The organism is Ferruginibacter sp., assembly GCF_014377975.1.
GTDB lineage: Bacteria > Bacteroidota > Bacteroidia > Chitinophagales > Chitinophagaceae > Ferruginibacter.
This window is the reverse complement of record NZ_JACMOO010000107.1, coordinates 1-5,649: the sequence shown is the minus strand read 5'-3', so window position 1 is coordinate 5,649 and position 5,649 is coordinate 1. Positions and strand designations below refer to the sequence as shown.

Below are 5,649 nucleotides of genomic sequence, written 5' to 3'. Positions count from 1 at the left end.
TTGATGAATACATTTATCGTTTTAATAAACGCAATATGAAAGAATGGCTATTTGATAATATCATAAATCGATTGATGAATGAAATACCACATTCTTACCCAGTGTTAAAAAGACTTTGTGCTTATTCTACTTAAACCTATTGATTTAATATAAATACTCGTTTTTCTAAAAAACTGAATAGTGATATTTTCTATTTCATATCCCGCTGTTTTTGTACCCCAATAATATTAGAAAGCATGGATTGACAAACTTTTACCGGTATTGGTTTGTACCGGGCAATGGCACTTTCTCCCTCACAAACAACTATGGTTTTATTGATGCTTAGGGTTTATGCTGTACAAATTATTATCGGTTAAAACAGGTAGACTTGTATGGTAACTTTATCTATACCCTCACCATCCTGCTTAACTATTAAAAATTTAACCGGGCGTTTATTGGTAATCCGCTTACTGGTAATAGCCGGACTCAGTTGTTGCCTGCCAACGTTTAGGTTATGGCTATACAGGTTATTTAAATAGATGGAAAAATTATGCGGTTTGTCCACCATGGTAGTGTTTCCGAAGGTATAACTAGCCTAACACTGAATGCAGGCGATCTTCCATATGGAACTTATGTGTTAAGACTGACGAAAAATAAGCAAATCTTTTCAAAAAAAATTATTAAATAACTGTTTAAATTTCAAATAAAAAAATCTTCGTTTATGAGATTTTTTATTTGTTAAAATTTTGTGGAACTACTTTATTTTTCGAAAAAAATGGCTTACAATATTTGACTGGTATTTAAGTCTACAACTATTTTTTTATCAAACTGACTTCTGGCGCCCTGAGCATCTACCTGGGTAAATAAGGCAGAAAGCTGTTTAGGGGACGCTGTGATGGTTAGGTAACCATAGCCCATTAGAGAAGAGTCAAAACTATTATCACCCTGCCGTTTACCAGTTGCCTGGCTAACAGCAACCAAACCTCTTCCGCCGCAACCCGCAACATAAAAGGGTATCTGCATATTTTTTCCGCCAAAATTCATGTATCGGGTAAAACGCTGGTAATTGTGCGCATGAGCTGCCAGCACCATGTCGGGCATAATGCCACTTTGGGTGCAGCATTTATCTATATCCTGCAGCATTGCCGAACTGCCTGAATGCCCACCTTGGCTAAAGGGTGGATGATGTACCGCAATCAGCAGGGCTTTACGTTGCCCGCCGGTTCGTTGTTTTTGGATTGCGGTGAGTGTTTTTTTCAGCCAGTCTGTTTGTTTAAGTCCCCCTACGGTTGGCACATTAATAAAGCCCGGTCCTTCCCCGATATTGGAGTACAGCCCAATGATGTCAATGAAAGGTGCATTCAGCCACCAGTATGCGCCAGGCTGGCTGATCATTTCGCGGTAAATGGTACCGGCGTCGGGCGGTACGCCTGGTTTCGACTGGCAAAAATTTCTCCAAAACGCCGCCAGGCTTGCTTTTTGCCCGGTAGGTGTTCCGTCAAACTTAAAAATTTCCCCATCGTGGTTACCAGGTATGGCTATGATTTTACCTGGATATTTTTTATAAGGCACATAAAATTGGGCCTGGTACCCTTTGTCGGTATTGTCGTAATAAATTACATCGCCCAGGTGTAGCAGAAAAGCTGGTGATTGTGCCGGGTGGGCAGGATTATAATCGTGCGCCATGGCCGTGGATACCTGTTCTTGTGCAAGGCCGTTTTCATGACCTGTATCGCCCACAGCATGAAAGCAAAAAAACTGCTCAGCCTGAACGTCGGATGCGCCCTGCTGCCCGATGATATCGGCCAATAGCATGGAAGGTTCCCGCTGTGGATCTGGAAATGGTAATAATTTTGTTGCCACAAAATCAAGCATGCGATTACCTGTTCCCGGTATAGAAGCCCGTTGGGTAATGGGTGTATCGGTGTAAAAAGGATGCGCAAAACGAAGGGGTTTCCCTGTAGCAGGTTTGGTGGTGTTTTTATTGGCAGGCATGGCGTTAATTTTAAATTGTTAATGTAAATAAAATAAACACCGAAAGCAAATTATTGCAATCGGTTAACATATCAGTAATAAAACAAAAAGCATACAATTATTTTCAATTTAATCTTTACTGATATTAAAACGACGGGTACACAGGGAGTCACTAATTATAGTTGCAACCGAAAGAAATACCTACGTAAATTCATTTTGTAAATAATCGGATTGGTTCTTTATTTTTTTGAATGATACAATATGTTTTTAGGAGTTTTCCAAATTGTTACCCCATATTTTGGCCGGAGGATACTATGCAGCATCTTATGTTCTGCCTGCACGTTAATAATACCTGGAAAAGCGGTAAAAAAATTATTGTTTGTTGTACGCAAACATCTTTCCTTCTTTGTCAATCATTGACAGTATCTTCTCTAATTGGGAGCAAATACCCATAACAATTAATTCGTAGGAAAATTAAAAAACAATCACCTTTATGGTTATTTTAGGATATCATTTCAAAACAGTACAAGCACTAAAATAGCTCGGTAAAAAATATTGAACTTCCCAGGCCAGAGCAACCAATATGTACAGCCCTTAACTAATATCTCTATATGTTACTAATTTTTGCAGATCGAAATATCCGAAATTAGAATAGTACACTGCCCAAATATGAGTAATTGCCTAACATAGGAAACCTGACGTACTCTGCCAGCCTCTTATTGCTGCGTCTGGCGCTTGGGCACTTCGCCGGGAACATAAATCGACATTTCTTCTTATTGTCATACACCCCTGCGCCTGGTGATTTGAATCTTTTGCTTGGAAATATATATGGAGAATCTAGATCAACCGCCACGAAACAAGAAAATTTATATTAACAAGGTAAAAAAAGATAGACCAAATTTAATAACTGAGCTTACCAGAAGTGTAAATTCAATGCTTAAATTACCGATAATATCCTGGAAGGAATCGTCAACACATTCACAAGAAGCAAATACGGATTATAGCTAAAAAAGTAAAATAAGAAAGAATCGTTTTTAGTCCTGCAATTTCAACTAATCTTAATTTAGCAAAAGAATAAAGTGAAAAATAAGCTTCGCTTAATAATTAAAAGGGTATAATAAATAAAGCATGAGGAAATTTTCGTTTTTACAACCTTATTTTTTTTAAAAGCAATTTAATTGTGCGATGTAGCGTGCCGGCTAAGCACCCTGCCATGCATCCTGTGTCATTTCTTCCAGCATGCGAATAATCTTTTATAATTTTTATGTTTCAATTGCCCCCAAAAATAGTTGCCATGTGTCTATTTCTTTTTTTATCAATATTAGTCCCGTAATCTTATGACGTATGTGTCCTGTGCTGCTTACTGTACCTGTTTTGCGACATAATAAAAAATGCTGTAGATGTAACCTTGATGCTGAATACAAGGTTCCAAAAAATAAAGGTATATGCAATACAATGAAAAGTATACCCTGCTACATTAGTCCTATTCACATCTGTTAAAAATACAGTTTTAATAATGCTGAATCTCCAGCAACGCAAGCAATTACCTGAACAATCTAAAAGCAGGTGACTGAAGATTAGAGAACCTGCATGTTTTAGATACGCAATAAATTTGCTATTTTACGATTGTAAACTTTTGCAAAAACGGGAATAAAAAAGCCATCGTACATAATAAATATACAATGGCTTTTGATGGTTAAATATTTTTATTAAACGGCAACAGCTCTGCCCATTCTGCGCAGGTAAGAGGCATGAGAAGCAATGGCATGCCTCATTTTTGGATACTCAATATATTTGATATCAAAATCTAAACAGGTTTGTTTAATGATTTTACTGATGGCAGGGTAGTGTACATGGCTAATCTTGGGAAACAGGTGATGCTCTATCTGAAAGTTAAGACCACCAACCAGCCAGGAAAGCAATTTGTTTTTAGTAGCAAAATTAGCAGTAGTTTGAACCTGGTGTATGGCCCATTCATTTTCAATTTTATTGCTGCTGACTTCTGGCATTGGAAATTCAGTATCTTCTACCGTGTGCGCCAGCTGAAACACAATACTAATAACAAAACCAGTTACCATGCTGGTAATTAAAAAGCCAACTACCCATGTGGTAAATCCAAGTATATAAATTGGTAAAACCATGAAAAAGAATGCGTATCCAACTTTGGCTGCCCAAAAAGCAATGTGTTCTTTTACCGTTAATTTTTTAATTGGAACCGTACCAATTTTTTTCTTAAAGTATTTTTGATAGTCAGTTAAAAATATCCAGATCAGGTGCAGCAATGTATACAAAAACCAAACATAATAATGTTGAAAGCGATGCACTTTATATAATTTTTGTGTAGTACACATGCGGAGGTAAGGCTTAATTTCGATGTCATCATCAACGCCATCAATGTTAGTGTATGTATGATGAATGATATTGTGTTTCTGGTTCCACATAATACTGCTGGCACCTAAAAAATTTACCGAAACAGCGGCTAATTTATTTACATTTTTGTTTTTGCTAAAACTGCCATGACCACCATCGTGCATTACATTAAACCCAATGGCAGCAGTAAAACAGCCCAACAACACGCATTCAATAATGGCAACCCATGCAACAGGGGTAAAATATACCAGGTGTACATATAGTGCCACGTAAGCAGTAAAGAAAAAGATAGCCTTAAAAAACAATTTAATATTTCCGGTGGAAGGTTTTTTTACATCAGCAAAATACTGGTTCACCCGTTGCTTTAATTCCTGGTGAAAAGTAGATGAATTGTTGATAAATTTTGGAGTGGCCATACGATTATATTTAAGTGTGCAAAGCTACAATTTTACAGGCTTACAGTTACTATTGTTTAATCTCAAAATCAAGTATTTTCCTTAATAAATGCGTCGAAACTGTTAAAACCTATCATTTTCCTGCTGATAAAACCTTCTGCATATTTAACGCCGATCATTTTACCATACATTTTTGCCCGGTAAATGACGCTGTCTAAAAAATCCGGAGTAGAGATATAAGTTTGCGGTTCATCCAAACCGGGGTTTTCAAACTGGGTAGCGTAGGCCCTGATGGAGGCCAATTTCTGCTCCATTACTGCCGAAATATCCATCACGAAATTGGGATGAAGATACCTGTCTTGTATATAATTAAAAACGTACGAAGGACGCCATACTGTCTGCAATTGCCCATTGTCAATAGTTTCAATTTTACGTAGTCCCGATAAAAAAACGGCATCTTCCAGTAACTGGGCACTTCTGCCGTGGTCGGGATGTCGGTCATCCGGAGCATTGCATAAAATAATTTCTGGTTGATATTTCCGGATGGCCCTTATTATTTGCCGCTGGTGTACTTCATCATTTTTAAAAAAGCCATCAGCCAGTTCCAGGTTTTCTCTTACATCTAATTGTAAAATTTCAGCAGCTGCTGTAGCTTCCTGTTTTCTTAATTCAGCACTGCCCCTTGTTCCCAGTTCACCCTGTGTAAGATCTACCACCCCTATCTTTTTACCATGCATTTTTTCAACCATCAAAGTGCCGGCACAACTCAGTTCAACATCATCGGGATGAGCTCCAAAAGCAAGTATATCTAATTTCATTTGGTTATTTAAAAGGTGAAGGGAATGAGATGCAAAAGTAAGTGAATAGGGTAAAATAATTCACACGGATAATGACCAATTAAATTTTTGGATATCCTGGTTTGCCCTCTGAT

The 5,649-nt window shown here is 37.6% G+C and carries 5 protein-coding genes; 1 reads left to right on the top strand and 4 read right to left on the bottom strand.

Translation table 11 applies throughout. The annotated features are described in order from the left end of the window. Positions 1-352 precede the first annotated feature (352 nt). Entirely contained in the window at positions 353-547 is a 195-nt protein-coding gene (locus H7254_RS06345; RefSeq protein ID WP_301932172.1) for a hypothetical protein, read from the bottom strand. On the opposite strand from H7254_RS06345, the gene H7254_RS21430 reads away from it, so the two are divergent. Continuing rightward, complete coding sequence (locus H7254_RS21430; RefSeq protein ID WP_367875419.1) at positions 530-667, top strand: T9SS type A sorting domain-containing protein; 138 nt, start codon at positions 530-532, stop codon at positions 665-667. The genes H7254_RS06345 and H7254_RS21430 overlap by 18 nt on opposite strands. Before the next feature lie 92 nt (positions 668-759). Here the strand turns inward: H7254_RS21430 and H7254_RS06340 are convergent, their stop codons facing one another. From H7254_RS06340 to bshB1, 3 genes are all read right to left on the bottom strand, one after another. Continuing rightward, a complete protein-coding gene (locus H7254_RS06340) occupies positions 760-1,974 on the bottom strand; it encodes a metallophosphoesterase (RefSeq protein WP_301932171.1) in 1,215 nt (404 codons plus the stop codon). A 1,688-nt stretch (positions 1,975-3,662) separates the two neighbouring features. Then, the gene (locus tag H7254_RS06335; RefSeq protein WP_301932170.1) at positions 3,663-4,739 is read right to left on the bottom strand and encodes an acyl-CoA desaturase; all 1,077 of its coding nucleotides are present in this window, start codon (positions 4,737-4,739) and stop codon (positions 3,663-3,665) included. 68 nt (positions 4,740-4,807) lie between these two features. Continuing rightward, on the bottom strand, positions 4,808-5,536 hold the full coding sequence (gene bshB1, locus H7254_RS06330) for a bacillithiol biosynthesis deacetylase BshB1 (protein WP_301932169.1): 729 nt from the start codon (positions 5,534-5,536) through the stop codon (positions 4,808-4,810). Positions 5,537-5,649 lie beyond the last annotated feature (113 nt).

Bases quoted from the DNA above. Each gene is read 5' to 3' on its own strand.
- H7254_RS06335 (WP_301932170.1), bottom strand. From the start codon at position 4,739: ATGGCCACTCCAAAATTTATCAACAATTCATCTACTTTTCACCAGGAA.
- H7254_RS21430 (WP_367875419.1), top strand. From the start codon at position 530: ATGCGGTTTGTCCACCATGGTAGTGTTTCCGAAGGTATAACTAGCCTA.
- bshB1 (WP_301932169.1), bottom strand. From the start codon at position 5,536: ATGAAATTAGATATACTTGCTTTTGGAGCTCATCCCGATGATGTTGAA.
- H7254_RS06340 (WP_301932171.1), bottom strand. From the start codon at position 1,974: ATGCCTGCCAATAAAAACACCACCAAACCTGCTACAGGGAAACCCCTT.
- H7254_RS06345 (WP_301932172.1), bottom strand. From the start codon at position 547: ATGGTGGACAAACCGCATAATTTTTCCATCTATTTAAATAACCTGTAT.